Source organism: Phenylobacterium sp. LjRoot97, assembly GCF_964254345.1.
GTDB lineage: Bacteria > Pseudomonadota > Alphaproteobacteria > Caulobacterales > Caulobacteraceae > Phenylobacterium.
Genome location: NZ_CAXUTH020000001.1, coordinates 3,261,488 through 3,287,164, shown reverse-complemented (window position 1 = coordinate 3,287,164; position 25,677 = coordinate 3,261,488). Strand labels below are relative to the sequence as shown.

General features: G+C 69.9%; 21 protein-coding genes. 5 read left to right on the top strand and 16 right to left on the bottom strand.

Going from position 1 to position 25,677, the window contains the following annotated elements:
• The first annotated feature begins 5 nt into the window (after window positions 1-5).
• Window positions 6-659 carry a glutathione S-transferase family protein gene (locus tag ACSQ2H_RS16190; RefSeq protein WP_436062415.1) on the top strand — a complete coding sequence of 218 codons (654 nt, stop codon included), beginning with the start codon at window positions 6-8 and terminating at the stop codon, window positions 657-659.
• Here ACSQ2H_RS16190 and ACSQ2H_RS16185 read toward each other — a convergent pair.
• The 6 genes from ACSQ2H_RS16185 to ACSQ2H_RS16160 form a co-directional block, all read right to left on the bottom strand.
• Window positions 656-1,333 (bottom strand): nitroreductase, encoded by a 678-nt coding sequence (locus ACSQ2H_RS16185; protein ID WP_436062414.1) that lies wholly within the window; start codon window positions 1,331-1,333, stop codon window positions 656-658. The genes ACSQ2H_RS16190 and ACSQ2H_RS16185 overlap by 4 nt on opposite strands.
• A 121-nt stretch (window positions 1,334-1,454) precedes the next feature.
• Entirely contained in the window at window positions 1,455-1,628 is a 174-nt protein-coding gene (locus tag ACSQ2H_RS16180; protein WP_436062413.1) for a hypothetical protein, read from the bottom strand.
• Window positions 1,629-1,638: 10 nt separating this feature from the next.
• Complete coding sequence (locus tag ACSQ2H_RS16175) at window positions 1,639-2,010, bottom strand: hypothetical protein (RefSeq protein WP_436062412.1); 372 nt, start codon at window positions 2,008-2,010, stop codon at window positions 1,639-1,641.
• Window positions 2,011-2,116: 106 nt separating this feature from the next.
• Window positions 2,117-4,723: an AMP-binding protein gene (locus ACSQ2H_RS16170; RefSeq protein WP_436062411.1), complete on the bottom strand. Its 2,607-nt coding sequence runs from the start codon at window positions 4,721-4,723 to the stop codon at window positions 2,117-2,119.
• A 154-nt stretch (window positions 4,724-4,877) separates the two neighbouring features.
• Entirely contained in the window at window positions 4,878-7,067 is a 2,190-nt protein-coding gene (gene katG / locus ACSQ2H_RS16165) for a catalase/peroxidase HPI (protein WP_436062410.1), read from the bottom strand.
• A gap of 166 nt (window positions 7,068-7,233) precedes the next feature.
• Window positions 7,234-8,556 carry a pyridoxal phosphate-dependent aminotransferase gene (locus ACSQ2H_RS16160; RefSeq protein WP_436062409.1) on the bottom strand — a complete coding sequence of 441 codons (1,323 nt, stop codon included), beginning with the start codon at window positions 8,554-8,556 and terminating at the stop codon, window positions 7,234-7,236.
• A 166-nt stretch (window positions 8,557-8,722) separates the two neighbouring features.
• Between ACSQ2H_RS16160 and ACSQ2H_RS16155 the strand changes: the two genes are divergently transcribed.
• Window positions 8,723-9,541, top strand: a complete 819-nt coding sequence (locus ACSQ2H_RS16155; protein ID WP_436062408.1) for a MipA/OmpV family protein — start codon at window positions 8,723-8,725, stop codon at window positions 9,539-9,541.
• 31 nt (window positions 9,542-9,572) lie between these two features.
• On the opposite strand, the gene ACSQ2H_RS16150 is transcribed toward ACSQ2H_RS16155, so the two are convergent.
• Window positions 9,573-10,985 (bottom strand): aldehyde dehydrogenase family protein, encoded by a 1,413-nt coding sequence (locus tag ACSQ2H_RS16150; RefSeq protein ID WP_436062407.1) that lies wholly within the window; start codon window positions 10,983-10,985, stop codon window positions 9,573-9,575.
• 107 nt (window positions 10,986-11,092) lie between these two features.
• Complete coding sequence (locus tag ACSQ2H_RS16145; RefSeq protein ID WP_436062406.1) at window positions 11,093-13,021, bottom strand: pyrroloquinoline quinone-dependent dehydrogenase; 1,929 nt, start codon at window positions 13,019-13,021, stop codon at window positions 11,093-11,095.
• A 214-nt stretch (window positions 13,022-13,235) separates the two neighbouring features.
• Between ACSQ2H_RS16145 and ACSQ2H_RS16140 the strand changes: the two genes are divergently transcribed.
• Genes ACSQ2H_RS16140 through ACSQ2H_RS16130 form a run of 3 tightly spaced genes read left to right on the top strand, consistent with a single transcriptional unit; the run spans window position 13,236 to window position 15,997 of the window.
• Window positions 13,236-14,021: a DUF2092 domain-containing protein gene (locus tag ACSQ2H_RS16140; protein ID WP_436062405.1), complete on the top strand. Its 786-nt coding sequence runs from the start codon at window positions 13,236-13,238 to the stop codon at window positions 14,019-14,021.
• 13 nt (window positions 14,022-14,034) lie between these two features.
• Window positions 14,035-14,844 carry a hypothetical protein gene (locus ACSQ2H_RS16135; RefSeq protein WP_436062404.1) on the top strand — a complete coding sequence of 270 codons (810 nt, stop codon included), beginning with the start codon at window positions 14,035-14,037 and terminating at the stop codon, window positions 14,842-14,844.
• A 13-nt stretch (window positions 14,845-14,857) separates the two neighbouring features.
• Window positions 14,858-15,997 carry an amidohydrolase family protein gene (locus ACSQ2H_RS16130; protein ID WP_436062403.1) on the top strand — a complete coding sequence of 380 codons (1,140 nt, stop codon included), beginning with the start codon at window positions 14,858-14,860 and terminating at the stop codon, window positions 15,995-15,997.
• Here ACSQ2H_RS16130 and ACSQ2H_RS16125 read toward each other — a convergent pair.
• The 8 genes from ACSQ2H_RS16125 to ACSQ2H_RS16090 all read right to left on the bottom strand — a co-directional run bounded on the left by ACSQ2H_RS16125 (window position 15,994) and on the right by ACSQ2H_RS16090 (window position 25,675).
• Entirely contained in the window at window positions 15,994-17,553 is a 1,560-nt protein-coding gene (locus ACSQ2H_RS16125) for a hypothetical protein (protein ID WP_436062402.1), read from the bottom strand. The genes ACSQ2H_RS16130 and ACSQ2H_RS16125 overlap by 4 nt on opposite strands.
• 12 nt (window positions 17,554-17,565) lie before the next feature.
• Window positions 17,566-18,600, bottom strand: a complete 1,035-nt coding sequence (glsA, locus tag ACSQ2H_RS16120) for a glutaminase A (protein WP_436062401.1) — start codon at window positions 18,598-18,600, stop codon at window positions 17,566-17,568.
• A gap of 16 nt (window positions 18,601-18,616) precedes the next feature.
• Window positions 18,617-19,825 carry a DcaP family trimeric outer membrane transporter gene (locus tag ACSQ2H_RS16115; RefSeq protein WP_436062400.1) on the bottom strand — a complete coding sequence of 403 codons (1,209 nt, stop codon included), beginning with the start codon at window positions 19,823-19,825 and terminating at the stop codon, window positions 18,617-18,619.
• 193 nt (window positions 19,826-20,018) lie between these two features.
• Window positions 20,019-20,441: a DUF202 domain-containing protein gene (locus ACSQ2H_RS16110; protein ID WP_436062399.1), complete on the bottom strand. Its 423-nt coding sequence runs from the start codon at window positions 20,439-20,441 to the stop codon at window positions 20,019-20,021.
• Between the two features lie 9 nt (window positions 20,442-20,450).
• Window positions 20,451-21,887 (bottom strand): OprO/OprP family phosphate-selective porin, encoded by a 1,437-nt coding sequence (locus tag ACSQ2H_RS16105; RefSeq protein WP_436062398.1) that lies wholly within the window; start codon window positions 21,885-21,887, stop codon window positions 20,451-20,453.
• A gap of 131 nt (window positions 21,888-22,018) precedes the next feature.
• Complete coding sequence (locus ACSQ2H_RS16100) at window positions 22,019-22,918, bottom strand: transporter (RefSeq protein WP_436062397.1); 900 nt, start codon at window positions 22,916-22,918, stop codon at window positions 22,019-22,021.
• A 10-nt stretch (window positions 22,919-22,928) separates the two neighbouring features.
• Window positions 22,929-24,335: a dihydrolipoyl dehydrogenase family protein gene (locus ACSQ2H_RS16095; RefSeq protein WP_436062396.1), complete on the bottom strand. Its 1,407-nt coding sequence runs from the start codon at window positions 24,333-24,335 to the stop codon at window positions 22,929-22,931.
• Window positions 24,332-25,675 carry a Dyp-type peroxidase gene (locus ACSQ2H_RS16090; RefSeq protein ID WP_436062395.1) on the bottom strand — a complete coding sequence of 448 codons (1,344 nt, stop codon included), beginning with the start codon at window positions 25,673-25,675 and terminating at the stop codon, window positions 24,332-24,334. Before ACSQ2H_RS16090 ends, ACSQ2H_RS16095 begins: the two co-directional genes overlap by 4 nt.
• Window positions 25,676-25,677 lie beyond the last annotated feature (2 nt).

Below are 25,677 nucleotides of genomic sequence, written 5' to 3'. Positions count from 1 at the left end.
CCCGCATGGCCCCGATCATCACCGCATTCGAAGCCTCGCCGGATCGCGGGCGCGGCCTGGCGCGCGACATGCGCGTGCGCTGGGCGCTGGAGGAGGTCGGCCAGCCCTATGACGTGCGGCTGGTGTCGTTCGCGGCGATGAAGCAGCCGGCGCACCTGGCGCTGCATCCGTTCGGGCAGATCCCGACCTTCGAGGACGGCGAGCTGGCGCTGTTCGAGTCCGGGGCGATCATCCTGCACCTGGCCGAGCGCCACGAGGGCCTGCTGCCGGCCGATCCGGACGCGCGGGCCCGAGCGATCGGCTGGATGTTCGCGGCGCTGAACACGGTCGAGCCGCCGATCGTCGAGCGCGAGCAGACCCGGCTGGTGGAGCGCGACAAGCCGTGGTTCGACGCGCGGGCGCCGATGCTGGAGGCTCGCGTGCGCCAGCGGTTGGACGCGCTGTCGCGTCGGCTGGGCGAGGCCGAATGGCTGGACGGGGCGTTCAGCGCCGGCGACCTGATGATGGTCAGCGTGCTGCGCCGGCCGGCGGGGGCCGAGCTGTTGGCCGACTATCCGAACCTGGCCGCCTATGTGGCGCGCGGCGAGGCGCGGCCGGCCCACCAGCGGGCCTTCGCCGACCAGCTGGCGGTGTTCGAGACGTCCGGCGGGACGGCTTAGTCGTCGAAGCCGACGAAGACGCTGGCCTCGGCCACAGACTTGCGCTCGGAGACCACGGCGTTGGCCGGGAAGTCGTCGTCGGGCCAGCCCAGGGCGACCGCCTTCATGATCACCTGGTCGTCGGCGATGCCGGCGTGCTCGCGGACCACGGGCGACTGCATGATGCCCTGGCTGTTGATCACCGCGCCGAGGCCGCGCGACCAGGCGGCGTTGACCAGGGCGGTGGTCACCGCGCCGCAGTCGAACGGGGTGTCGTCGCTGGTGGCCAGGACGCGGTCATAGGTGATGATCACGCAGACCGGCGCGTCGAACTGGCGAAAGCCGCGCAGCACCCAGTCCTGGCGGCCCTCCTTGTCCTCGCGGGCGATGCCCATGGCGGCGAACAGCTGCTTGGCGACTCCGACCTGGCGGTCGCGGTGCAGGCCGGCGAAGGCCTCGCCGGTGCGGAATTCGCGCGAATGCGGGACGCCCGCCAGGTTGCGCTCGGTGTTGCCGGCCCGGATCCTGTCCAGCGGCTCGCCGGTGAGGACGTAGAAGTTCCACGGCTGGGTGTTCATCGACGACGGCGCGCGCATGGCCAAAGCGAGGACCTCCTCGATCAGCTTGCGGGGAACCGGATCGGGCTTGTAGCCGCGGATGCTGCGGCGGCCGAGGATGACGTCGTCAAACTGCATGATGGAGCTCAGGTTCGTTGGCGCAGGGCCAGAGAACTGCCAGCATTCCGCAGCGAAAGCCAATGGGGCGTTTGTTGCTGGGGCGGCCCGGACAGGGCGCGCCGCAGAGGTTCCGCAGAGATTAGTCGACGATGTCGACGACGGCCCCGACGGCGCCGCCGATGGCCGCGCCCTTGCCGGCGTTGCCCGACAGGCTGCCGATCCCCGCCCCGACGGCGACGCCGGTGGCGGTGGCGCAGGCGGCGAGCATCGCGCTCAGGGCGATCGCCGCGACGGTGAAACCGAGCTTCTTCATGTCGTCGGTCCTACTTGGCCGGAGGAAATTGCGGCTTGGCGATTTCGCGCCAGACCACAGAGAGGACGGGCTTGTTCAACTGGGTCGGGTTGGCGCGGTACCAGCCGTCGACGACCCGGATGGCTTCTTCGAGGTCGGTGTGCTTGAGGCCGCGCTGGGCGGTCCGCGAGAAGGTCTGCTCGGCGCCCGGCATGTTCTTGGCGTCCCACGAGGCGCCGACGGAGATCATGTTGGAGACGCCGGCGAGATAGGCGCGCTGCTGTTCGATCGAGGAACGCTTCCAGTCGTTGCCGTCTGCGAGGTGCGTGAGGATCGGCTGGGCGGCGGCGGGCCAGGCGCCCAGCAACGCGGCTGCGACGAAGAGCGGGAAGCGGCGGCGCATACGCAGGTCCTTCCTTCAGGCGACGGTTCCGACCCTCGCAGCTGTACGACGGCGCCGGCTGAAGGTGGATCGGGCGAAACCCCGAACGCGATCGTCGTGAACGGCCCTAGCGCAAGTTGGCGGCGCGGGCGGCAAGCAGGCCGCCGAGCCGCGCGCGCACCAGGCCGTCGGCGGCGCCGAACGCCCGATAGGCGATCCAGGCGATCGCAAAGCTCAGCGTCAGGGCGACGGCGATGTTGGCCGGATCGGAAAGCCCGCGCGGGTCCACGTAGTGGATCACGATCGAATGCAGCAGGTAGACGTAGAGCGTCGCCATGCCGAGCGTGGCGGCCAGGCGTCCGAGCCAACGCGGGGCCGGAATCGACACGCGCAGCCCCAGGATGGCCAGCGCCGCGGAGGTGAAGCCGAGAACCTGCAGGTTCATGTCGATCCGGTCGAGCAAGGCGAGGGTCAGGATCGCCATGGCGATGGTGGCGGCGACCTGCCGGCGCCCGCGCATCGCCTGCATCATCCAGCCGAGCACGAAGACGCTGAACGCCTCGGGCAGGCCGCGCTGGCCGACATAGGGCAGGCCCTGCTCCTGCTGGACCAGCGCCAGCACCGCCAACACCGGCGCCAGCAGCGCCGAGGCGATCAAGCCTGACCGCCAGGGCCGCGCAGCAACTTCCCGGCGCAAGGGACCGAGCGCCGCGACCAGCGCCATCACCACCACGATCTGCGCATAGAGGCTGACGAACCAGAACGGACCGAGCAGCGAGCCGAACATCAGCGGCTGGTAGTTTCCGACCAGCAGGACGTAGCTGAGCGGCGGCGGCTCTCGCATCAGCCCATAGGCCGCCAGCAGCAGGAAGTAGAGCGGCACGATCGGGTAGAGCAGGCGCCTGGCGAAGGCGACCGCGTCGCCGTCGGCGATCTGCCGCAGCTGGAAGCGGCTCATGGAAAAGCCCATGACCGCGATCAGCGCCCAGGTGCCGCCGCGGATCGGATAGTCGCTGGCGTGCTGGGCGACGACGAGCGAGATCGCCAGGAGCCGCAGCAGCAGGTCGGTGTCGATGCGCGCGAGCGGCGGCCTGGCGGCGTCGGCCGGGACCATCGCCTCCAGCTCGGCCAGGGTCATGTTCTCCCAACCGCTCGGCGCGCGCCCCAGCCGGTCCTCGAGCGCCAGCTGCATGGTCAGGTAGCTCAGCGAGTCGCCCCCGAGACTGGTGAAGCTGTCGTGGGGGGCCACGGTCGGGCTGCGGGTGGCCTCGCGCAGGATCGCGGCCAGGCTCCCCGACGCCGCCGCCTCGCGACGGGCGGCCAGCGAGGCGTCCGCCGCCTCGGCGGCGATCTGCTCCAGCGCCTGCTGGTCGATCTTGCCCGACGGCAGCAGCGGCGGATCGGCGAGCAGGGCGGTGGCGATGGCGGCCGGCGGCAGGTCGTAGAGACTGGCGACGAGCGTGCGTGCGGCGTCCACCTGGGCGGCGTCGCGCACCAGCAGCACCAGCCGGTCGCCCGCGCCGACGGCGTGGGCGCGAACGCCGGCCTGGCCCAGCGCGAGTTCGATCTGGTCGAGGCTCAGGCGCAGGCCGAAGAGCTTCACGAAGCGCTTCATGCGCCCGACGATGCGGTAGAAGCCCTGGGGCGTGCGCTCGGCGATGTCGCCGGTCCGCAGTTGCGGCGGGCCGGGCGGCGCGGCGAGGCCGGCGCGCCCGGTGGCGTAGCCCATCATCACGTTCGGGCCCTCGTAGACCAGTTCGCCCGGGCGGCCGACGCCGGCGATCTCGTCGCCGTTCTCGCCCGCCAGCCAGATCCGGCCGCCGGGGATCGCCTGGCCGATGGTGTCGGCGGCCTCGGGCAGAGCCTGCGGCGGGACCCAGGCGATTCGCGGCGCAGCTTCGGTCTGGCCGTACATCAGCACGAGGTCCCAGCCGGCCTTGAGCCCGAGATCGGAGAACCGCCGGACCATGTCCGGGGCGAGCCGGCCGCCGGCCTGGGTGACGTAGCGCAGGCGCGGCAGCTCGGCGCCGGAGAAGCCCGATGCGGCGAGCAACTCGAACTGGTGCGGCACCAGCGCCAGGCTGGTCACGCCCGCCGCGCGGGCCTCGGGGAGAAACGCCGGATCGCTCACCGAGCGGTCGCTCAGCGCCAGCGCCGCGCCGACCGAGAGGTACGAGTTCAGCACCGACATGCCATAGGAATAGAACAGCGGCAGGGTGGCGGCGGCGCGGTCGTCGGCGGTCAGGCGCAGGTACTGGGCGATGGCGTCGGCGTTGGACGCGACGGCGTCCCGCGAAAGGCGGACCATCTTGGGCTCGCCGGTGCTGCCCGAGGTCGACAGGAGCAGCGCCAGGTCAGGGTGCGGCCGCGGCCAGTCCCGGGCCTGCCAGCCCGCGCGGGGCTCGATGAGCATGCGCCCGGCCGGCGCAGCCTTCAGGTGGACGTCGGGCGTCCAGACCTCATCGATGCGGCTGCCTGGCGGCGACGCGCCGGGCTCCTGCAGGATGACCGGGAAGCCCGCGCGCAGGGCGCCTAGATAGGCGGCGATCGCCTCGGGCGTCGCGGCGAAGTCGAGCAAAAGCAGCGGCGTACGGCCGGCGGCCAGGGCCTGTAATTCCGCGGCCCAGCGGTCGGCGCTCTGCGACAGCGCGCGATAGCTCGTCTCGTCGCCATTGGCCGCAATCAGCGCCGGCCGGTCAGCATCGACGACGTCCAACGTCCAGAACGGCCGCATCGCTACACCGAATGGTATTTTCCCACGGCGCAACTCTACATTGGATCTCGGTCGCGTCTATCGGGTCGGTGCGGGCGAGGAGCAGATTGCCCAAAAACGCAGCGCCCCCGGGCGGGCCGGGGGCGCTGTTTCGTCCGTCGACGTGGTTCCGACCCTAGGCGAGGTCGAAGCGGTCGGCGTTCATGACCTTGGTCCAGGCGGCGACGAAGTCCTTGACGAACTTCTCGCCGGCGTCGGCCGAGGCGTAGACCTCGGACAGCGCGCGCAGCTGGGAGTTGGAGCCGAACACCAGGTCGGTGCGGGTGGCGGTCCAGAGCTCCTGCTTGCTGTCCCGGTCGGTGCCGACGAACACCTCGTCGGCGTGGCCGTCGACCTCTTTCCAGGCCGTCTTCATGTCGAGCAGGTTGACGAAGAAGTCGTTCGTCAGCGCGCCGGGACGGTCGGTGAGCACGCCATGAGCCTTGCCGCCGGTGTTGGCGCCCAGCACCCGCAGGCCGCCGACCAGGACGGTCATTTGCGGCGCCGAGAGGCCCAGCAGCTGGGCGCGGTCGACCAGCAGTTCTTCGGTCGGGACGTTGAAGGCCACCTGCAGGTAGTTGCGGAAGCCGTCGACCCGCGGCTCGAGCACCGCGAAGCCCTCGACGTCGGTCTGGTCCTGCGAGGCGTCGGTGCGGCCCGGCGTGAACGGGACGTCGATCTTGTGGCCGGCGTCGGCGGCGGCCTTTTCGATGCCGACCGAGCCGCCCAGGACGATGAGGTCGGCGATCGAGACGGACTTGCCGAAGCCGGCCTTGATGTCCTCATAGGCCTTGAGCACGCGGGCGAGCTTGGGCGGATCGTTGACCTCCCAGTCCTTCTGCGGGGCCAGGCGGATGCGCGCGCCGTTGGCGCCGCCGCGGTGGTCGGAGCCGCGATAGGTCGAGGCCGAGGCCCAGGCGGTCGAGACCAGCTCGGCGACGGTCAGGCCCGAGGCGGCGATCTTGTCCTTCAGCGCCTTGATGTCGGCGGCGTCGATGACCGGACCGCTCTGGGCCGGGATCGGGTCCTGCCAGATCAGGTCCTCGGCCGGGACTTCCGGACCGAGGTAGCGGGCCTTGGGCCCCATGTCGCGGTGGCAGAGCTTGAACCAGGCGCGGGCGAAGGCGTCGGCGAACAGGGCCGGGTCGTCGCGGAACGACTCCGAGATCTTCCGGAAGCCCGGGTCGATCTTCAGGGCCATGTCGGCGGTGGTCATCATCGTCGGGACGCGGCGGTCAGGGCTGTGAGCGCCCGGCGCCATATCCTCGGGCTTCTGGTCGACCGGCTGCCACTGCTTGGCCCCGGCCGGGCTGCGCACGAGCTCGTACTCGTAGTCGAGCAGCATATGGAAGAAGGTGTTGTCCCACTTGATCGGCGTGGGGGTCCAGGCGCCTTCCAGGCCCGAGGTGATGGTGTGGTCGCCCATGCCGCTCTCGTGGCCGCTCTGCCAGCCGAGGCCCTGCTGGGCGATGTCGGCGCCCTCGGGGGCGGAGCCGACCTTGGAGGCGTCGCCGGCCCCGTGGGCCTTGCCGAAGGTGTGGCCGCCCGCCGTCAGGGCGACGGTCTCTTCGTCGTTCATGCCCATGCGGTGGAAGGTCTCGCGGATGTCGCGGGCCGAGGCCAGGGCGTCGGCGACGCCGCCGGGACCTTCCGGATTGACGTAGATCAGGCCCATCTGGATCGCCGCCAGCGGGCTTTCCAGGACCATGTTCTTCTCAGGCTGGATGCGGGTCTCGTTGCCTTCCTGGCCGACCCACAGCTCTTCGGTGCCCCAGTAGACGTCGCGCTCGGGCTCCCAGACGTCGGCGCGGCCGCCGCCGAAGCCGAACACCGGGCCGCCCATGGACTCGATGGCGACGTTGCCGGCCAGGATCATCAGGTCGGCCCAGGAGAGGTGAGCGCCGTACTTCTGCTTGATCGGCCACAGCAGGCGGCGGGCCTTGTCGAGGTTGCCGTTGTCCGGCCACGAGTTCAGCGGCGCGAACCGCTGTTGGCCCGCGCCCGCGCCGCCGCGGCCGTCGCCGGTGCGGTAGGTGCCGGCGCTGTGCCAGGCCATGCGGATGAAGAACGGGCCGTAGTGGCCATAGTCGGCCGGCCACCAGGGCTGGCTGTCGGTCATCAGCGCGGTCAGGTCGCGCTTCACCGCCTGATAGTCGAGCGCCTTGAAGGCCTTGGCATAGTTGAAGTCCTCGCCCATCGGGTCGCCGGTGCGGAGGATTTCGAGCGAAAGATGGTTGGGCCACCAGTCGCGATTGGTGCGTCCCAGCAGCGAACGCAGGGCGCCCCGCTCTTTGCGCGGGTCGTTGAGCGGCGATGCGTCATCCATGTCCAAAGTCCTCCCGTAACGGCGATCTCCAAAGAGCGTAGGCCCAGGATTTCGCGCTGGCTAATGGGAAAACTTTGTCGTCGCTATTGAGACAATCAATGGAACGCTTCGTATTCATAGAACCGCCCCGCGCGTAGACCGGCGCGGGGCGAAGCCTAGCTTGGCTTTAAGCGGCCGAGATGCTGGGGCGGGCGGCGCTGGCGAGATAGCCGCGCAGGGCCGCGGCGAGGTCAGTCAGCACGGCCTCGAACTTGGCTTCGTCGGCCTCCAGCAGCGTGAAGCGGAAGCCCTGCAGGTCGGAGTTGAAGCCGGTGGAGAGCGGCACCACGCAGATGCCGGTGGCGGCCAGCAGGTGCAGCACGAAGCGCTGGTCCAGCGCTGCGCCGAGATGCGGGGCGATGATCGCCGAGGCGCTGTCGGAGGCAGGCAGCGACTGCGCGAGATTGAGGGCCCCGTGCTGGAACACCGCGGTCATGTAGAAAGCGCCGCGGGCCGGATGGATGGTGATCTCGGGGATCGTGGACAGCACCTCGGCGGCGCGCTTGGCGCGGCGGTCATAGGCGCCGACGCGCTGCTCGAGGTAGGGATAGTAGCGCGGGTCGCCCATCACCTGCGGCAGCACGCGCTGGGGCAGGGTGGTGGCGCAGACCTCCAGCATCTTGGTCTCGAGCAGCGAGCGCGCGAAGCGGTCGAAGTCGGCGTCCTGGTCGCGGTTGTAGATCTCGATCCAGCCGCAGCGCGCGCCGGGCCAGGGGAATTCCTTGGAGATGCCGCGCATGGCGATGGCCGGCACCTGCCCGATCACCGAGGCCAGCTTGCGCATGTCCGAGCCGGGATAGGCGAGGTTCGAATAGATCTCGTCAGAGATCAGGAACAGGCCGTAGCGGCGGGCGATGTCGACGATCGCGGCCAGGGTGTCCTGCGGATAGACGAAGCCGGTGGGGTTGTCGGGATTGATGATCAGGATGGCGGCGATCTGCGGATTGGCCGCGACCTTGGATTCCAGATCGGCGAGGTCCGGCTTCCAGCCGTTCTGCGGATCGAGGCGATAGGTGATGTGCGGCGCGCCGGCGTGGGCGGCCTCGGCCGAGGAGTGGGTCGGATAGGCCGGGTTCGGGCCGATCACCCGGGCGGCCGGATGCAGCGCGCCGTAGATCGTCGAGATCGCGTCGCCGAGCCCGTTGAAGAACAGGATGTCGTCGGCGGTGATCTGGATGCCGCCTTCCAGGTTCCGCTCGTTGGCGATGTAGGCGCGGGTGTCGTCCAGGCCCTTGGTCGGCGAGTAGGCGAAGCTCAGGTCGTCCTGAGCGACCTGGCCGACGATCTCCTTGATCCAGGCCGGCGGCCGTTCGCCCTTGGCGACGGGGTCGCCGATGTTCTCCCAGCGGATCGGCTGGCCTGCTGCCTCGATAGCCTTGGCGACCTCCACGATCTGGCGGATTTCGTAGCGGAGGTTGTCGGCTCCGGGATGGACGATGGAGGTGCGCAAGAGAGTTCCGTTCGATCACTCTGGGTTCGGACGGCTCTGATCCTAGATCGCAGAGATGAACGCAAGCTGGCATCATCGTACCGGCGACAATCTGCGGCGACGTGACTTCGGCAACCGAACGGCGAAGCTGTGCGTTGGGTGATCTGCAGCGGGTGGAGGGTACGCCATGGGCGTTCGAGGTTCAGTCGCGTCCCAGCTTATCAAGCCTGGCTTCGCCGCGGTGATCGCGGTGGGCGTCGCCGCGCCGGCGGCGTCGCAGGAGGCCCCGACCATTCTCGGCTGGACGCTGGACAGCCTACGGGCCGGCGTGAACTACGCCCCCGACTACATGGGATCCGACGACTACCGGCCGTGGTTCACCGGGGCTGTGGTGCTGGTGCGGCGCGATGCGCCGCCGACCCCGAGCGGCGCGCCTGACGACGGCGTGAGCCTGGGCCTGTTCGACGCCGGGCCGCTGACCTTCGGCGTGGTCGGGCGCTGGCGCTCCGAGCGGAAGGACGAAGACGACCTGCGCGGGTTCGAGAAGATCGATCCGGCCGTGGAGGCCGGCGGCTTCGTCAATTGGTGGGCGTCCGACTGGCTGCGGATGCGGGCCGAGGTGCGGCGCGGGTTCGGCGGCCATGAAGCCTGGGTCGGCGACCTGGCGGCCGACGCGGTCATGCGCGGCGAGCGCTGGACGCTGACCGCCGGGCCGCGGCTCGACTGGGGCGACGAGGATTTCACCAGCACCTATTTCGCGGTCACGCCGCTGGAGGCCTCGCGCAGCCCGCTGGGCATAGCGGCCTATTCGCCGAGCGGCGCCTCCTGGTCGCCGGGCGTGGTCGCCAGCGCTAAATATCGGGTGACGCCGCGCTGGAGCGTCGAGAGCGTGGCCACCTATTACAAGATCACCGGCGACGCCGCCGACAGCCCGATCGTCGGGCAGTTGGGCTCGGACGACCAGTTCAGCATCAGCCTCAGCGGGCGATACACGCTGGGACAGTAGGTCCCCGGCCGGAGCCGGGGACGCAAGCCCGTCAGCGGGCCATGTTCAAGACCTGGACCTGGGTGAACTCCTTGAGGCCCTCTTCGCCCAGCTCGCTGCCGACGCCCGAGAGCTTGGCGCCCCCGAACGGCAGGTGCGGCTGCAGGTCGGCGTGCTTGTTGATCCAGACCGTGCCGGACTCCATGCCGGCCGCCAGGCCCCAGGCGCGCTCGGCGTCCTTGGCCCAGATCGAGCCGCCGAGGCCGTAGTCCGAGGCGTTGGCGCGGGCCACGGCGTCGGCGGCGTCGGAGAACTTGATCAGCGGCAGCACCGGGCCAAACTGCTCCTCGTCGACCAGCGCTGAGCCGTCGGTGATGTCGCGCACGATGGTCGGGCGGATGAAGTAGCCGGTGTCGCCGGCCCGTTGGCCGCCGGCGATGACCTTGCCGTCACGCTTACCGGCCTCGATGTAGCCCAGCACCTTGTCGAACTGGGCCTTGTTCTGCAGCGGCCCGAACTCGGTGCCCTGTTCCAGGCCGTCGCCGACCACCGCGGCGTCGGCCAGCTTGGCCAGCTCGTCGCACATGGCGTCGTAGATGCTCTCGTGAATGTAGACCCGCTTGGCGGCGATGCAGACCTGGCCGGAGTTCTGGAAGGCGGCGGCGAAGATCTTCGGCGCGGTCTCCACCGGATCGACGTCGTCCAGCACGATGGCCGCGTCGTTGCCGCCGAGCTCGAGGGTGACGCGCTTCAGCGCGTCGGCGGCGCCGGCCATGACCCGCTTGCCGGTCTCGGTCGAGCCGGTGAAGCTGATCTTGCGGATGTCGGGGTGACCGGTGATCGCCGCGCCCAGATCGTTGGCGTCGGCGATGACGTTGAGCACGCCGGGCGGGACCAGATCCTTGACCAGCTCGGCGATCTTCAGGGTCGAGAGCGGCGTGGTCGCGGCCGGCTTGAGCACGATGGTGTTGCCGGCCAGCAGCGCGGCCGGGACCTTGAAGGCCATCAGGATCAGCGGGAAGTTCCAGGGCACGATGGCCCCGATCACGCCCAGCGGCTTGCGGCGGATCTCGACGCGGCCCTTGTCGTCGTCCTGGACGGTCTTGGCCGGCAGGTCGAGGGTGGCGAAGTAGCGGAAGAACGCCGCCGCGCCGAACACCTCGCCCATCGCCGCCTGCAGCGGCTTGCCCTGTTCCTGGGTCAGCAGGCGCGAGAGCTCCGGCAGCGCGCCCTGGATGGCGTCGGCCATGGCCAGCAGCGCCTTGCGGCGTTCGTCGATCGAGGTCGCGGCCCAGGCCGGGAACGCGGCCTTGGCGGCGGCGACCGCCTGGTCGAGCTGGGCCTTCGAGGCGCGCGAGCAGACGGCGACGGTCTGTTCGGTGGCCGGGTTGATCACGTCCATCGTCGCGTCGCCGGCCACCAGCTGGCCGCCGATCAGAAGCTTGAAGTCAGGCGTAGCAGTCATTTGGAGCGTTCCTTCCCGAAACTCTGGCCCGAAGTCCTGGCCCGCGATTTTGGGCGCCACGCTCGACCCGTTACGTTGCGGCGGTCAAGTCAGGTTCTGGTCGGGCCCTAGTCGGGCAGGGCGAAGGCCACGACCTGGTCGCCGCGCTTGGTGCCGCCCTTGGCGTGGCCGCCGGCGGCGATGACCACGTACTGGCGGCCCTTCCAGACATAGGTCATCGGAGTGGCCTGGCCGCCGGCCGGCAGGCGGCCTTTCCAGAGCTCCTGGCCGGACTTGGCGTCGAAGGCGCGCAGATAGTCGTCCATGGCCGCGCCGATGAACACCAGGCCGGAGGCGGTGGCGATCGGGCCGCCCATGTTCGGCGTGCCGACCCCGCGCATGACCAGCTGCGAGCCGGGCGCCAGGTCGCGGGTGGTGCCCAGCGGGGTGCGCCAGAGCACCTTGCCGGTGGTCATGTCGACGGCGGTGAGCAGGCCCCAGGGCGGCGGGTTGCAGGGCAGGCCGAGCGGCGAGAGCAGCAGTTCGCGGCGCATGCCGTAGGGGGCGCCGGCCTGGGGGCTGATCTCCAGGTCGGGATTGGCCTGCTTCTCGCCCGCGACCTTGGCGGCCGGGACCAGGGTCACCTTGTGCAGGGCCGAGGAGGTGTTGAGGAAGGCCACGCCGCGGCGCTGGTCGAAGGCCAGGCCACCCCAGTTCGAGCCGCCGCCGGTGAACGGGTAGAGGATTGTGCCCTTGGTGCTGGGCGGGGTGTAGAGCCCCTCGTTGCGGGCGCCGGCGATCAGCTTGCGGCAGGCGTCCTTGTCCCAGGGCGTCAGGCCGAAGGCGTCGTCCGGGGTGATGCGATTGGGGGCCAGCGGCTCCGGGGCCACCGGGAACGGCTGGGTGGGCGAGAGCACCTCGCCGACCTCGCCGCCCTGGGGCACGGGGCGTTCCTCGACCGGGATGATCGGGCGGCCGGTCTCGCGGTCGAGGGTGAAGACCAGGCCCTGCTTGGTGGTCTGGATCACCGCCGGGCGGACCGGCCCGCCGCGGTAGCCGAGCATGGCCAGGGTCGGCTGGGCCGGGACGTCGTAGTCCCAGACGTCGTGGTGGGTGGTCTGGAAGGCCCAGGCGACCTGGCCGGTCGCGGCGTGGACGGCGACGACCGAGTTGGCGTGGCCGGCGTCGCCCGGCCGCGCCGCGCCGTAGAAGTCCGGGCTGGGGCTGGAGGTCGGCAGGAACACCAGGCCGCGGGCCGGATCGGCCGACATCGGGGCCCAGACGTTGGCGGCGCCAGCGACCACGCCGGGGCCGGCCCCCTGCAGCGGGTCGTAGGTCCAGCGCAGGGCGCCGGTGACCGCGTCGAAGGCGTGGACGGCGCCGGGCGTCTCGCGGACCCGCTGGTTGTCGTCGATGGACGAGCCGACGACGACGATCCCGTCGATCACCACCGGGGCCGAGGTGATCTGCGCGCCGCCCGGCCGCGCCAGCTGGGCGCCGGGCATGGCGTCGACCGCGCCGCCCTGGCCAAAGCCAGCACAGGCCTTGCCGGTCGCGGCGTCGAGCGAGAACAGCCGCCGGTCGTTGGTGGCCATGAAGATGCGCTCGGCGCAGGGGGCGTTCGCCGGGGCGGCGGGGTCGCGCCAGTAGGCGACGCCGCGGCAGTTGAAGCTGTTGGGATAGCGCAGCGTGGCGTCGATCTTCGGATCGAAGGTCCAGAGCGCTTGGCCGGTGCCGGGATCATGGGCGCTGGCGACGTTGAACGGGCTGCAGAGGAAGAGCCGGCCGCCGGCCAGGATCGGAGTGGCCTCGAAGGCGGCGCGTTGGACCGCGTCGGCGTGCGTCTGCATGTGACCGGTGGAATAGGTCCAGGCGACCTTCAGGCCCTGGACGTTGGCCGGGGTGATCTGGGCGGCGGGCGAGAACCGTTGGCCGCCGGCGTCGCCGCCGTAATAGGGCCAGTCGGCGTCCGGGGCCGGCGCGGGCGGAGCGACCGCGGGGCTGCAGGCGGCGAGGACGAGGACGGAGAGGGCCGGGACGGCGAAGCGCTGGATCATGGGGCGATGATCGCGCCGGCCCGGGGCTTGGAAAGGCTGCTGGGACGAGCGGCGCGCGGGGCGGGGCGAGCGGCGTGAAGACCTGGGGCCGCCAAGTGCTTGGCGGGGTTCGCGCCTAGGGTTTCTACCGATGGTTAGGCATTGGGGATGGGGCGACAATCGTCTTCTCCAAGGGATCGGCCCGCCCGGGCCTTGCCGAACTCAGAGAACGACCATGCGGACCATTCCGGCCATCGTCAGTTCCGTCGCGTTTCTACTGTTGGGTCCCGACCTGGTCCTGGCGCAGGCCAAGCCGGCGCCGGCCGCTCCGGCCGCGTCCGGGCAGGAGCTGCCGCCGCAGGAGGTCGAGGAAGACGCCCTGAAGGCGCTCAGGCGCATGGGCGCCTATCTCGACACCTTGAAGACGTTCGGCATCACCGCCGACACGACGATCGACGTCGTCACGATGGACGGCCAGCGGCTGCAACTGGACGGGGTCACCAAATACAAGGTCCGCCGTCCCAACGGCTTCGTCATCGACCTGAACAGCGACATCAAGAAGCGGACCTTCTTCTACGACGGCAAGTCGTTCACGGTGTCCGCGCCGGAGCTCAAGTATTACGCGACGGTCGATGCGCCGCCGACCAACGCCGCCACCCTGGACGCGATCTACGAAAAGTTCGGCATCGCGCTGCCGCTAGAGGACCTGTTCCACTGGAGCGGCGACAAGACGCGCGAGGACAAGCTGATCTCGGGCTTCGTCGTCGGGCCGGCGACCATCGACGGCGTCGAAACCACGCACTACGCCTTCCGCGAAAAGGACATGGACTGGCAGATCTGGATCCAGCAGGGCGCCAAGCCGCTGCCCAAGAAGCTGGTGATCATCGACCGCACCGACGAGACGGGCCCGACCTATGTCGCGCGGCTGAGCTGGACCGAGAACCCGACCTACACCGAGAAGGATTTTGCCTTCACGCCCGCGAGCGACGCCAAGCCGATCAAGTTCATGGCGGCGCGCTGAGGAGGATGCGGCGATGACCAGAGCGCGTCTTTATCGAGCCACCCTCGCCACCGCGATCGTCTCGATCGTCTGCATGGCGGCGTTCGACAGCTACGCCCGCGGGCGCGGCGGCGGCGGCGTCCGCGGCGGCGGCATGTCGAGCATGAGCCGTGGTTCGTCGATGAGCCGCGGCAGCATGGGCGGCGCCTCGCGCAGCATGAACTCGGCGCCGCGGCAGAGCAGCTCGATGAGCCGCGGGAGCAGCTACGGCGGCAGCCGCGGGCAAGGCTCGTATTCCGGCGGCCGCACCGGCGGCGCGCAGGGCGCCTACGCCGGCAGCCGTCCGGCCGCGGGCCAGGGCGCGGGCCAGGGCGGCTATGCGGGCAATCGCCCGGCGGGCGGCCAGGGCGCCTATGCCGGCAACCGTCCGGCTGGAGGCCAGGGCGCCTATGCTGGGAACCGACCGAACGCCGGGCAGGGCGGGCGGGCCAATGCGGGCCAACTGCCGGCCCGCGGCGACGGCGTCCGCAACAGCGGCAACAACGTCAACCGCGGCAACATCAACGTCGGCAACGACATCAATATCGACGGCGACAACGACTGGGGCTGGGGCGGCTGGGACGACCATCCGATCGGCGCCGGGATCGCGTTCGGCACCGCCGCGGCGGTCACCTCGGCGGCGATCTACGGCTCGATGTACCACGCGCTGCCCTATGGCTGCTCGCCCTACTACGGGTCGTACTACTCGTGCGGGGGCATGTATTACGAGCCTCGCTACGAGGGCGACACGGTCGTCTATGTGACTGTGCCGGACCCGGCTCAGCCGCCGCCCCCGCCGCAATAACAGGACCGTCAGCATGCACCTTCGGCCGATCGCCCTGGCGGCGAGCGTCCTGGCCCTGGCGGCCGTCCCCGGCTACGCGGCGGCCCAGGCCCCGTTCAAGCCCGACCCGACCCCGCCGGTCCCGGTCTTCAAGCGCAGCCTGGCGTCGTTCGCCAAGTCGAACCCCGATCCGCAGTGCTTCGACCGCAAGACCGAGCCCTATACCGGGGTCTCGGACGCCCACTTCCATCCGCGGCCGTTCGGCGGCCAGGCGATCGAGCCGACCACGCTGTTCCAGTTCTTCGACAAGGCCGGCGTGCGGTTCGTGACCTATATGGGCATCGGCCAGTCGCTCGATATGAAGTCGGACTGCACCTACTACCTGAACTGTCCGGGCACCAAGGCGCTGCCGAGCATCAAGAACGACTTCGTCAACGCCCAGGAAGTGAAGGTCTATCCGCACGACAACGTCCACATCACCCTGTCGATGACGTTCGTGGACCTGGCCCACCCGGAAGGCGCGGTGGACACCATCAAGCTCTACGACCGGGAATTCCCGGGGATGTTCGCCTGGATGGGCGAGGCCAACGTCATGAAGCAGGCGCTGCTGAACAACGGCTTCGAGCCGCCGACCTTCGAGAGCATCGACCGCTGGGCGCCGTTCATGAAGGTGCTGCAGGAGCGCGGGATCCCGATCACCCTGCACGCCGACCTGGGCAACGACGCCGAGCCGACCAAGTTCGTGCCGCTGATGCAGCACGTGCTGAAGACCTATCCGAACAACAAGATCGTCTGGGCGCACATGGGGCTCTCGAAAGAGCTGACCAAGATGGATCCCAAGCTGCACGTGGCGATCATGCGCAAGGCGCTGGACACCTATCCGAACCTGATGCTCGATATATCCTGGGACGTGATCTACAACGCCTACCACCAATACGGGCAGGACTTCATCGACCTGTTCAACGCCTATCCGACCCGGATCCTGAACGGCACGGATTTCGTCGCCGCCAGCGACAAGCCGTTCGAGCAGTACTGGAAGGAGCTGGAGATCACGAGCCGGGTGAACCGGCGCCTGAACGACGAGGCGTTCCGGCAGATCGCTCTGGGCGAAAACTACTTCCGGCTGCTGAACCTGGACTACGCCGCGCCGCCGGTCTGCCGCGCCGGCCGTTAGAAGGCCAGCGAGAAGTCGGTGACGAAGGTGAAGCCGTTGCCGCCGACCGGAACCGGATAGGCGGTGTAGCCGACCGGCGAGTTCTTGACCCACAGGCCCATGACGTTCACCCGCAGGTCGCGGCGCTGCAGCGGGAAATAGTTGATGCCGAGGGCCAGGTCCCAGGGATCGCCGTACTGGCCGAAGATCTGCGATCCCGAAGCGTAGAGCTGCAGGGTCTTGGGGATGACCATGGCCGAGGCCTGCAGCGAGTAGCCCTGGTCGAAGAAGTGGTCGCGGGGAAGGATTCCCTCGTACTGCAGCGGGTCGAGCCAGCGGGCGTAGTATTCGCCCTCGAGCGCGTAGCCCTTGTATTTGACGGCCGCGTCGAGGGCCATCATCTGGTAACGGACCTCGGTGATCCGCCCTGTGCCGAACGCGGTCGGGCTGAAGATCAGGGTGCCGTCGGACAGCCGGATCTGGGTGTTCTCGATCGAGTCGGTAGCCGGCTGCGACTGCGGGTCCTCGGAGCTGCGCGTGTAGTGGGCGCTGAACAGGGTGGCGACTTCCTGGTGCTCCTCGAAGTCGCCGTAGCCGTTGGCGGGGCCGAACTCCTTGGTGGTGGGCATCCAGGTCAGGGCGGCCGACCAGGTGTTGGGCTTGGCGTCGAGCTGGCGGGCCTGGACGCCCAGCGCGCTGAGGTTGTTGGCGAGCATCACCCGGTATTCGAGGCCGTCGACGATCTTGCCTTCGGCCCAGATGCCTTGGGTGTAGGAGCCGCGGAAGAACTCGTCGGCGATGGGGCGGTTGTCGTTGCGCAGCCAGTACGGGAAGGTCCGGTTCGTCGAGCGGGTCGAGGGCACCGAATGGATGCCGAAGAAGGCCCGGAAGTGCTCGTTGAAGGTCCAGTTGATGTTGCCGGCGGCGACCACCTGGGCGCCGAGCCCCTGGCTGGTCTGCGAGGTCCAGACATACGCGTTGTAGCCGAACCGCGGATCGAACAGCCAACCGCGCAGCGTGATCTGGACCTTGGCGAGCTGGAAGTCCTCGCGCGGGGTGACGTCGAACGGCTGGCCGAAGTAGCTCGTATAGGTCTTGTCCATGCCGTGCTGGTTCAGATAGCGCAGGTAGCTGACCAGGCCGAGGTCCACCTCGCCGGCGTCGGAGCGGATCAGGACCACGCCCTTGCCGGGCTCGAAGCCGCCCCACTTGGCGCCCGGCTCAGGGGCCTCCGCGCGCCGGCGCAGATCGAGGTTCGGCTGGTCCGCGGCGGCGAGCTCGGGGGCCGGCGAGGGCAAGGCCGGGTCTCCGGCCACCAGGCTGAACTGGCGCGACAGCGCGTCGATGCGCCGGGCGCGAGCTTCCTCGGCCGCCTTGGCGGCGGCCGACTCGGCCTTCAGCGCTTCGATCTCCCGGCGGATGTCGGCGAGCGCCGCGTCCGAGGCGCCCGGCGCGGGCGCGGGAAGCGCGGTGGTCTGCGCTTCGTCCGCGGCGGCCGCCGGGCTGGTGATCGCCAAGAGCAGGGCTGCGCTGCTGCAGCCCGCTGCGAGCGCCCTGCGCGCTCCCCCACTACGCATGACGTTCTCCGACTAGACCGGCTGCACCGAGTACGGGTTGCCGCCGAGGGCGTTGGAAATCGAGGTGATCGCGCGCTGGCCACGCACGCTGTTGCCGGCCGCGTCGAGCGGCGGCGCGAAGGTGCCGATGCCGAACTTGCCTGGCGAGACGGCGATGATGCCGCCGCCGACGCCGCTCTTGGCCGGCAGGCCGGTGTGGAACAGCCACTTGCCGCTGTCGTCGTAGAGGCCGGCGGTGGCCATCACGGCCAGGATGCCGGGAACGTGGCGCTGGTCGACGACCTGCTTGCGGGTGACCGGGTTCCGGCCGCCGTTGGCCAGGGTTGCGGCCATGACCGCGAGGTCCTTGGCGTTCACCGCGATCGCGCATTGGCGGGTGTAGAGATCGACGGCCTGGGCCGGGTCGCCGGGGAAGCGCTCATAGGCCGACATCAGCTGGCCGATGGCGCGGTTGCGCTGGTTGGTGTCGGCCTCGGACTTGTAGACCACCTGGTCGACGTCGAGCTGGCGGCCGGCGAAGTCGCTGTGAATGCCGAGGATCTTGCGCCAGACCTCGTCGGCGCTGCCGCCCTTGACCATGCCGGTGGTGGCGATGGCGCCCGGGTTCACGAACGGGTTCATCTCCTTGCCCTTGAACTGCTCCACGGCGGTGATCGAGTTGAACACCTGGCCGGTGGCGTCGACGCCGATGCTGTTCTCGACCAGGTCCTCGCCGGATTCCTGGAACACCAGGGCCATGGTGAAGACCTTGGAGATCGACTGGATCGAGAACTTGGGCTCGATGTCGCCGACGAAGGACGACTTGTTGGTCGGGGTGACCAGGCCGATCCCGAAGTAGTTGGACGGCACCTGGGCGAGCGCCGGGATGTAGTCGGCGTTCTTGCCCTCGTTCAGGCTCTTGTACTGCGCATGGGCGGCCTTGACGGCGGCGTCCACGTTGCCGGGCGCCGCAGGCGCCGACTGGGCGAGCGCCGGGCCGGCGGCGGAGGCGGCGGCCATGAAGGCGAAGGCCTTGGCCAGGTCCCGCCGGGAAGCGTTGGCTTGCATGATCGAGTGCTCCTGATCAGCGGAAATCGTTGCTGGAGAAGGCGTACTTGAACGAAACCTGGAGGCGGTAATCCTCGCCTTCCTCGCCGTCCTTGTCCTCGCGGGTGCCCCACAGGAACTCGCCGCCCATCATGATCTTGTCCGACGGCGTGTAGAGCAGGTTCACCGAGGCGTACTGCGCGGTCTGGAAGGCGGTCCCTTCCTGGAAGTTGGTGTTGTCGACCTGGACGCGGCTGTAGCCGATCGAGGAACTCCACTGATCGTTCCAGTAGTGGTCGTAGTAGGCCATCATCCCGAACAGCGGCACGACGTCGCCGCGCAGGCCGATGGGCGGCGGCGCGCCGGGGACCGGCGGCGGGGCGTTGAGGCGGTCGGCCTCCGGCGCCAGGTCGGTGCCGCCGTCGTTCATGTAGCTGGCGATGCCTTCGCCATAGACGGCGCCGAGATGGATGACGTCCTTCTCGAGCAGCTTGATGTTGGAGGTGAGGTTGACGCCCCAGCCGGTCTTGCTGTCGGACGGCTCGTTGTTCGGCGTGCCGGCGGTTTCGAAGCCCACGCGGCGCAGGATGCCGGCGACCTGGACGTGGCCCCAGCCGCCGTCATAGCGCCAGTGCGCGGTCAGGTCGGGAAGCTCCTCGTCGCCCTGCAGGCCGCCGGCGATGTCTGAGTCGATGAGCCGGACGTTGCCGGGGTCGATGTCGTTGCTCGGCTGCTCCACCGCGACGGCGAACTGGTGAGGCCCGGTCTTGTAGGTGAAGCGGATCTGCGGGTTGCGCAGAAACACCATGCCGTTGGGGCCCCAGTAGTCGATGGTGTTGGGGAAGGTGTCGCCGTCCATGAACAGGCTGTTGGTCTGGCCAGCGAGGATCGGTCCCCATTCGCCGTAGGCGTGGCGCAGGCGGAAGGTCGTCTGCCCGGCGTCGTCGCCGACGCCGTAGAGATCGAACTCGAAGCGGACGAAGAGGTCCTGACCGCCGATGGGCTGCTTGGCCCGCACGCCGAGGCGCGATTGCCGGGCGCTGAGGATGGCCTGCCCATCATCGCCATATATGCCGTCGACCGTGGGGATCTTGGACGGGCGCAAGGTCGCGTCCCAGTCCGGATGCACCCGCTTGAAGTCTTGGACATAGTCCAACTGGGCGAAGCCGTAGACTTCGAAGTTGGGTTCGCTCTGGGCGTGCGCCGCCCCTGCAAAGCACAAGCCGACCATCGCCGCCCCAAGCATGAGGCGGAGCCTTAGGTCGCGAACATTTCGCGCCATAACCAGCTCTCCAGATTTTCACCCACAAGCGGGGCTAGTGGAGATACTGCGGCCGAGGTTTGGCGCGGCCAATCAGGTAGAATCCTAGGGTAGGCGGGGTCGTTGCTGAGGGGGCTGAACCTTTACTTGTCTTTACTTCACCACCCGCGGGCGAGTTTCAGCCCAACGCCTGGACGATCATCGAGGCCAGCGCCGCGAGGCCGACGGCGAGCAGCAGGAAGGCGACCACGAAGGTCGCGCGGGTGCTGTAGGCCTGTCGGCCGGCGACGCCCGGCGGCAGGCGATAGCGCCGCTGGAGGATCGCCAGGTAGCGCAGCTGGTTGAAGGCGCCCCAGCCGAGATTGAGCATTCCGATGGCGACCAGAGCCAGTCCAAGGCGTCGCGCGATCTGGTCGAGGTCTATGCTGAAGGTGGCTTCGGCGCCGGCCTTGTTCAGGAAGGCGTGGATAGTGAAGCCGAACCCGATCATCGAGATGGAGGCCTGGACGATCTGGATCATCGTGCGCTCGACATCGCGCAGGGCCGCGTCGCGGGCGGCCACCAGAACCGAAAGCGCCTGTTCCGACCTGTCTTCCGACATCGCGTGCTCCTAGAACGAGTACCGGATGCGGACCGCCATGATATCAAGGTTTTGCCCGATCTGGACGCCGATCGGGGGTGTCGATGGAACCGGTCCGAACGGGTCGGGGTCATCAGGTCCTGCCGGATTGAGCCGGTCGACGTTCACATGCAGGTAGTTGAACATCACCCGCACCCGCGGCCGCGGATACCAGAGCACGGCCGCGCCCAGGATCTCCTGCCGTCCGCCGCGCACGCCGCCCGTCGGCGTGGGCTGGCCCGCCGCGCCCTCGTGGTCGTTGAGGTCCATGACGCTGTAGCGGAACGCCAGTTCCAGCGCGCCCCAACCGCCGCCGCCGATCGGGGACAGCGGTTTGGGAAACGAGAAGGCGGCGAGCGACTGGTCGAAGCGGCGGGTCTCGCCGGTGAGGATCCAACTGCCTTGGACGTAGAACCCGGAGAACTGCGGGTCGCCGGGTTCCGGGCCGTGGCGCTTGACCCCGAACAGGAAGCCCTCGGCCTGCAGATAGAAGTTCCGGCGCTGGGCGGCGAACTCGAGGCCGAGGATGCGGGCCTGGTCGGCGTCGATCTCGCCGGTGTCGATCAGCGGGGTGTCGTCGACGTCGATCTCGGGCGTGTTGAGGAAGCGGACCGGGAAGCGGTCCGGACGGCCCGGGTCGGACTCGCTGGTCGGCGTCAGGACGAAAGTCCCGTTGACGCCCAGGTGGATACGGTAGTCGGAATGCAATTTGAACGCCCGCGTATAGCGCCCCAGGATGGCGGCCCGCGGGGCGTAATCGTCGCCGCTGTCGAGCGGCGGGCCGGTCAGGCTGAGCGCGGCCATCGATCCTGGCACGACGCGCCGGACCGTCACCCCGACGCGGCCGTCGCCGCCGCCGAGCGAACGGGCGAGGTCGGCGGCGGTCGCCCGCTCGAGGAACAGGTTGCTGTCCGAACTGGTCGCGCCCTCCATGTTGGTCGGCGGCGAGAAGGCCCCGACCCGGATCGAGTAGGGTTTGCGGATGTAGCTGGCCCAGACCTCGGCGACGCGGGCCTCGCCCGCCTCGTCGGCGTCGCCGAACTCGAACATGGCGCGGTAGGCGATGTGGTCCCCGTGCGAACCCTCCCAGCCCAGGCGCGCGCGACGCAGGTAGGAGCCGTCGCTCAGATTGCGCGCCCGCAGCGGATCGCCGAGATCCACGCCGCCGCGCCGGAAGTCGCTCTCGGGCGGACCTTCGGCGGCCTGGTCATAGATCGCGCCGTCGTACTGGAGGTAGCCGTGGAAGGTCCAAGGCCCCAGGCGGAAGTCCAGGTCCAGCAACGGCGCCAGGGAAAAGCCGCCGCTGTCGGCCTGCGCCGCGGCGTCGGCGGGGGCGGCGACCGGCGCGGGGCTCTGGGTCGGCGGCGGCGACGGCTCGCCGGAAACCGCCGCTGCGAGCGCGGCGCTCGTCGTGGCTATGGCGTACACGATCGCCGCACTCCCGCTGCGCCGATCGTCACGCGATCAACGCCGATGACGAGATCGTCCCGGAACCGCGCCGGGCCCGACATTAGGTGAACACCTGAGGCGGGAGCGCGAATAACCTCCAGCGTTGACGGTCAGAACGGCGCGACCAGCGCGGTCCGGAAGAACCAGCCGTCGGGGCCGTCGTCGTCACGCTCGATGACGTGCTGGTAGGTGAAGATCACGCTCGTGCTGGCCACGAACGGCAGCGCCAGGCTGCCTCCCGCCGACCAGCCGTGGGCGCCGTTGGCGTCGGGTCGCCCGTCGGTGACGGTCTCGCCGCCCTGTCGGTAGAGCATGTCGGCCGAGGCCCAGATCCGGCGGCTGAAACTGTGGGTCAGGTGCGCCTCGACGCTGAACAGCGGGTCCTTGGCGCTGCGCCCGGCGCCGAACGGGTCGTCGTTGTCCTCGTAGAAGGTCAGGGTCGGCAGCACCTCCAGGCTGGTCAGCCCAGGTTCGCGATAGGAACGGCCGGTCGCGAAGACGGTCGGCAGGCCGACCTGATAGGCGATGCGGTTGGCGCCCAGGTTGACCGGCTTGTCGTGGCCGTAGGCGCCAGTCGGGAAGTAGACGCGCCCGAGCACGCCCAGGCCGAAGCCCGGCTTGAAGTCGGCGAACGCCTCTGGCGACAAGGCCGGCGAGCCGATCAGGCCGACCGTGCCGCCGATCTGCATGTCTCCGAAGCCCGAGCTCTTGGGCGCTCCGCTGGAGCGGACGGAGCCGGTCGGCAGGATCAGGAACGGGGTCACCGGCCGGCCGCCGACGTCGAAGGTGCGGGCGTAGCGGAACACCAGGATGTCGGTGTCGATCTTCGAGCCCGGTACGACCGAACCCGGCTCCGGCGTCTCGTTGCCGCGCTTGTTGACCAGGAAGGCGGTGACGTTCTGCGCGCCGACCGGGGCCAGTTGATAGACCCGCGGCCCGTCGTCCTGGGCGTGGGCCGCGCCGGCCAGGAAAAGTACGAGTCCCGCCAGGAAGGCCGCGATCCGCATCATCTGGAACAGGTCATCCCACCGCCGCAGAGGCCCCTGCCGCGAGGTTCAGCTTTCGCGTCGCGAGCGCGGCGGCGCGGCCGAGCACCCCGGCATAGGTCGGAAAGCTCAACGGCAGCCGGGCCAGGCCCTCGGCGCCGAGGCCCCCGGCCATGGCGACGGCCGCGATCTGGGCCACGTCCACAGCCCGGTCGCCGACCAGATGGCAGCCGAGGATGCGGCCGCCTGGCCGCTCGACGATCAGCTTGCAGAAGCCGGTGGTGCGCCCGTCGATGATGGCGCGGGTCATGGCGCCGAACTCGGCGATGGCGACCTCGACATCGTGTGACTGGCGGGCCTGCGCCTCGCTGAGCCCGACCTGGGCGTATTCCGGGTCGGTGAAGCTTCCGACCGGATTGACCGCGTGCTCGGCGACTTCGCCCGCGCCGGTCACGGCGTTGCTGGCGGCGGCGAAGCCGGACTGCAGGGCTTGGGGCGCGAGCATGCGATGGCCGGTGACGTCGCCGGCGGCGAAGACATGGGGCGCGGTGGTGCGCTGGGCGGCGTCGACGCGGACGAAGCCGCGCTCGTTGGTCTCGACCCCGGCGGCCGAAAGGTTCAGGGCGGCGGTGTCGGCGACCCAGCCGACGGCCATGACGATCACTGCGGCTTCGGCTTGCCAGCGCGCGCCGTCCTTGGCGTAGATCATCCGCACGCCGGACGGGGCCGGTTCGAAGGCCTCGATCGCGCCGAAGTTCTCGTGGATCGCGATGCCGGCCTCGCGGAAGGCGGCGGCGACGCAGGCCGAGACCTCCGGCTCCTCGGTGCGCAGGATGCGCTCGCCGGACTCGAACAGCTCGACCTTGGAGCCGAAGGCGTTGAACACCGAGGCGACCTGCGCGCCGGTGGCCCCGGAGCCGACCACGATCAGCGAGGGCGGGACCTCGGTCAGCGACCAGGCGTCGCTGTGGGTGGCGGTCAGCTCGAAGCCCGGGACCTGCAGGCGGCGGCTGACCCCGCCGGTGCAGAGGATCACCTTGTCGGCCGGCAGGCGGCGGCCGGTCGCGGTCTCGATCACATGGGCTTCGGCGAAGCGGGCGAGGCCTTGGTGCTCCAGCACCGTGACGCCGGCGGCGTCGACCTGGGCGCGAAGGGCCGAACTGCGGGCGGCTTCCTCGACCACCTCGGCGACGCGGCCGAGCAGGCGCCGATAGTCGAGCGCCGGGCGCCCGACGCTGACGCCGTAGTCGCCGAGCTGGCGGGCCTCGCGCATCAGCCGGGCCGCATGGGCCAGGGTGCGCACCGGCACCGGCCCGTCGTTGCCGGCCATGCCGCCGAACGCGCCGCTGGTCACCAGGGTGGTCTGGGCGCCCAGGTCGGCGGCTCGCAGCGCGGCCATGACGCCGGCCGGGCCGGCCCCGATCACCACGACCTGGGTCATGCGGCGTCGTCCGGTAACTCGGCCAGCCAGCGCAGGGCGCTGAGGCTCGGCATGAAGCCGTATTCGCCGCCGCGGGTGGTCACGAAGGCGGCCAGGCCCTGCAGGCGGCGCGGGATCGGGCGGCGGGGGATCGCATAGCCGCCCTGGCCGTCGGCCGCGCCGGTCACCGGATCCTTGGCGTCGCCGAGGCCCAGGAACTCGCCGCCGTTCACCCACTCGGACTGCACGAACTCGAACTGCCGCTTCAGGTGGGCGCCGACGAAGGCGAACATCAGGCCGCGGTCGGCGCCGTCGTCCTCCAGCGCGCCGGCCGGCAGCGGCGTCCCGTAGACGGTGCCGCGACGGATCATCCGGTGCAGGCGGACGACGCCGGCCACCTCGGCGTCGCGCGGGTTGCAGCGGCGTACGTGCGAGCCGGGCGGCGTCCTGTAGCCGGTGGCGTCGTCGGCCTTGAACAGGAAGGCGTTGTTGCGGGCCGGATCGGCGCCGAGCGCCGGATCGTCATGCAGCGGGCAGAGGGCCAGCGGCGCGCCGCTGCGCCAGCGGCCCATCATCTTGGCGGCGAGCAGTTCCTCGTCGTCGGCGCCGCTGGAATTGGCCTGCAGGTAGCGGCGGAAGGCGGCGACGTCCTGGCGTAGCTTGCGGAACACGACATAGCTGCCGTTGCGGCCGAGCACGTCGGGCAGCGGGGCCGGGGGCAGGCCGCCCATCTCGTCGCGATAGCCGATCACCAGCTCGCCGGCCTTGAGCGGGGCTTCGAGTGGGTTTGTGCCGGGCACGCCGCTGCCTTCGATGGCCGGGTGGCTGATCCCGTCCTTGAAGCCGAACGGCTCCTTTTCGTCGGGCGGGGCGTGGCAGTCCTGCCGCCAGATCGGCACGACGCCGGCCAGGTCCGCGAACGCGGCGCGAGCTCGGCCGACTGCTGCGTCGAGGGCCGCGGTGTCCGGCGCCAGACCGACCAGGATGACGTGGACGCCGGGGCCGCCGAACGGCGCCTCCCAGTGTTCGGGCGCGCTCGGGCCGACGTCGCCGAGCGCGGCGGCGCGCGCGGTCATGCCCTGGCGGAATTCCCAGGCGAAGCTGTCCAGCGACGCCTCCGGCACGCCCAGCGCCTGCAGCCCCTCGAAGGTCAGGGCGACGCTGACCCAGGTGTCGCGGCCGGGCCGGTCGGGCGCGGCGGCGGAGGTCACCACCTCGCTCAGCCGGCGCAGCAGCTCGCGGCCCTCGCGGCGGTCGTCGATCCGCAGCAGGATGTAGGTCGCCGCATAGGGCGAGGGGCGGGGGCGCAGCACCCCGCTCTGGATGTCGTCCAGTTCCAGCACGCTCGGATCGCCTGCCATCG